This window comes from Kitasatospora sp. NPDC057542, from assembly GCF_042801945.1.
Lineage (GTDB): Bacteria > Actinomycetota > Actinomycetes > Streptomycetales > Streptomycetaceae > Kitasatospora.
The window spans coordinates 1-2,708 of the sequence record NZ_JBHVFE010000727.1 but is presented as its reverse complement, the minus strand read 5'-3'; the positions used below and the strand labels follow the sequence as shown (position 1 = coordinate 2,708).

At 72.0% G+C, this 2,708-nt stretch carries 3 protein-coding genes; 2 read left to right on the top strand and 1 reads right to left on the bottom strand.

What is annotated here, in order from left to right; translation table 11 throughout:
* Nucleotides 1-58: 58 nt before the first annotated feature.
* The gene (locus ACFU7Y_RS42750; protein ID WP_380771861.1) at nucleotides 59-820 is read right to left on the bottom strand and encodes a PP2C family protein-serine/threonine phosphatase; all 762 of its coding nucleotides are present in this window, start codon (nucleotides 818-820) and stop codon (nucleotides 59-61) included.
* A 147-nt stretch (nucleotides 821-967) separates the two neighbouring features.
* Here ACFU7Y_RS42750 and ACFU7Y_RS42745 point away from each other — a divergent pair, with 147 nt between their 5' ends.
* Entirely contained in the window at nucleotides 968-2,065 is a 1,098-nt protein-coding gene (locus ACFU7Y_RS42745) for an LLM class flavin-dependent oxidoreductase (protein WP_380771860.1), read from the top strand.
* Nucleotides 2,062-2,685 (top strand): FMN reductase, encoded by a 624-nt coding sequence (locus tag ACFU7Y_RS42740; protein ID WP_380771858.1) that lies wholly within the window; start codon nucleotides 2,062-2,064, stop codon nucleotides 2,683-2,685. The genes ACFU7Y_RS42745 and ACFU7Y_RS42740 overlap by 4 nt, the downstream gene beginning before the upstream one ends.
* Nucleotides 2,686-2,708 lie beyond the last annotated feature (23 nt).

Sequence of the window (2,708 nt, the reverse complement as noted above, 5' to 3'; positions counted from 1 at the left end):
GGGCGGAGCGCTACGGCGCCCCGCCCGGGGCGGGTCCGTTCCGCCGGGAACCGGGCCCCTACGCCCCGACCTGCACCAGCGCCAGGGTGATGTTGTCCGGTCCGCCGGCCTCGATCGCGGCCTTCCACAGTTCGAACGCCGCCTTGCCGTCGGAGCGGTCCGCCTCCTCGGACGACCGCTCCAGCAGCCCGGCCAGCTCCTCCTCGGGCACCGGGTCGGTCAGGCCGTCGCTGCACACCAGGTACCGGTCCCCGGCGGCCAGCGGTGCGGCCCGGACGTGCGGTTCGACGAAGGTGAGCCCGAGCGAGCCGCCCAGGGTCTGGGTGACCACCGAGGTGGTGCGCTGTCCGGGCGACAGCGGCGGGCTGTCGTCCACGCTCACCCGGCGCAGCCCGTCCGCGGTGATCCGGTAGACCCGGCTGTCGCCGACGTTGAACGTCACCACCCGCTCGGGCAGCAGCACCAGTCCGGCGACGGTGGTGCCCATCGCGGCGAACTCCGGCTCCCCGGCGGCGGCCGCGTAGACGGCCCGGTTGCAGGCCTGGAGCTCCTCGCGGACGGCCTCCTCGCTGTCCAGCGCGCCCCCGTCGGCGGCGAGCCGCCGGGCGACCAGGGCGCTGGCCACCTCGCCGCCGGGGTGGCCGCCCAGACCGTCGGAGACCGCGACCACGCACGGCGGGCCGAGCGGGAAGAGCAGGGTCTGCGGGTTGGTGGTCACGGTGGCGCAGAGCGTCCACGGCCCGACCGTGAGGCTGTCCTCGTTGTGCTCGCGCACCAGGCCCTCGTGGCTCAGCGCGCTCACCGCGATGTACGGACCCATCGTCCGCCGCCCTTCCGGAGCCTTCCCTTGCCCGCCCGTGCTCTTCATTGTCCTCGCAGGGAACGGGAGGCGGCCAGGGGGAATATCCGCCCCTGCCCGAGTGCTAGAGTGGTTGAAAGTTGGACTACCTGGGATCTGGTGAGCAGCATGCAGTTCGGAATCTTCTCCGTCGGCGACGTGACGACCGACCCCACCACCGGCCGCACTCCGACCGAGCACGAGCGGATCAAGGCCATGGTGGCCATCGCCCGCAAGGCCGAGGAGGTCGGCCTGGACGTCTTCGCCATGGGCGAGCACCACAACCCGCCGTTCGTCCCGTCCTCGCCGACGACCATGCTCGGCTACATCGCCGCGCAGACCGACCGCATCATCCTGTCCACCTCGACCACGCTGATCACCACCAACGACCCGGTGAAGATCGCCGAGGACTACGCGATGCTCCAGCACCTGGCGGAGGGCCGGGTGGACGTCATGATGGGCCGCGGCAACACCGGCCCGGTCTACCCGTGGTTCGGCAAGGACATCCGCCAGGGCATCCCGCTCGCGATCGAGAACTACGCGCTGCTGCACCAGCTGTGGCGCGAGGAGGTCGTGGACTGGCAGGGCCGCTTCCGCACCCCGCTCCAGGGCTTCACCTCCACGCCGCGCCCGCTGGACGACGTCCCGCCGTTCGTCTGGCACGGCTCGATCCGCAGCCCGGAGATCGCCGAGCAGGCCGCCTACTACGGTGACGGCTTCTTCGCGAACAACATCTTCTGGCCCAAGGAGCACTTCCAGAAGCTGATCGAGCTCTACCGCGAGCGCTTCGCCCACTACGGCCACGGCACGCCCGAGCAGGCGATCGTCGGCCTCGGCGGGCAGGTGTTCATGCGCAAGAACTCCCAGGACGCGGTGCGCGAGTTCCGTCCGTACTTCGACAACGCCCCGGTGTACGGGCACGGGCCCTCGCTGGAGGAGTTCACCGAGCAGACCCCGCTGACCGTGGGCAGCCCGCAGGAGGTCATCGAGAAGACCCTGACCTTCCGCGAGACCTTCGGCGACTACCAGCGCCAGCTGTTCCTGATGGACCACGCCGGCCTGCCGCTGAAGACGGTGCTGGAGCAGCTGGACCTGCTCGGCGAGGAGGTCGTGCCGGTGCTGCGCGAGGAGTTCGCCAAGGGCCGCCCGGCCGGAGTGCCGGACGGGCCGACCCACGCCGCGCTGGTCGCGGCCCGGAACGAGAAGGCCGTGGAGGTGGCCAAGTGACCGCGTTCAAGCTGGTGGTGGTGAGTGCCGGGCTGAGCAAGCCGTCCTCGACGCGCCTGCTGGCGGACCGGCTCGCCGACTCGACCGTGCGCCGACTCGCCCCGGAGGGGCGGGAGGTGGACGTCACCGTGGTCGAACTGCGGGACCTGGCGGTGGAGATAGCCAACAACTTCGTCACCGGCTTCCCCGGTGCCGGGCTGCGCGCGGCGATCGAGGCGGTGACGGAGGCGGACGCCCTGATCGCGGTGACGCCGATCTTCACGGCCTCGTACAGCGGTCTGTTCAAGTCCTTCTTCGACGTGATCGACAACGACGCGCTCACCGGCAAGCCGGTGCTGATCGCCGCCACCGGCGGCACGGCCCGGCACTCGCTCGCCCTGGAGCACGCCGTCCGACCGCTGTTCAGCTACCTGCGTGCGGTGGTGCTGCCGACCGCCGTCTACGCGGCCACCGACGACTGGGGCACGGCGGGGGACGGGCTCACCGACGGCCTGCCGCGCCGGATCGACCGGGCGGCCGGCGAGCTGGCGGCCCTGCTGGCCGGGCGCGGCCCGGCGGCGCCGGCGCTGCCCGAGCAGGTGGTGCCGTTCGCCGAGCAGCTGGCGGCGCTGCGGGTGTGAGCCGGATCGGGTCGGGCGAGGGG

What these genes read in the sequence shown, in the direction of transcription:
- ACFU7Y_RS42750 (WP_380771861.1), bottom strand. Translation starts at nt 820, where the DNA reads ATGGGTCCGTACATCGCGGTGAGCGCGCTGAGCCACGAGGGCCTGGTG.
- ACFU7Y_RS42745 (WP_380771860.1), top strand. Translation starts at nt 968, where the DNA reads ATGCAGTTCGGAATCTTCTCCGTCGGCGACGTGACGACCGACCCCACC.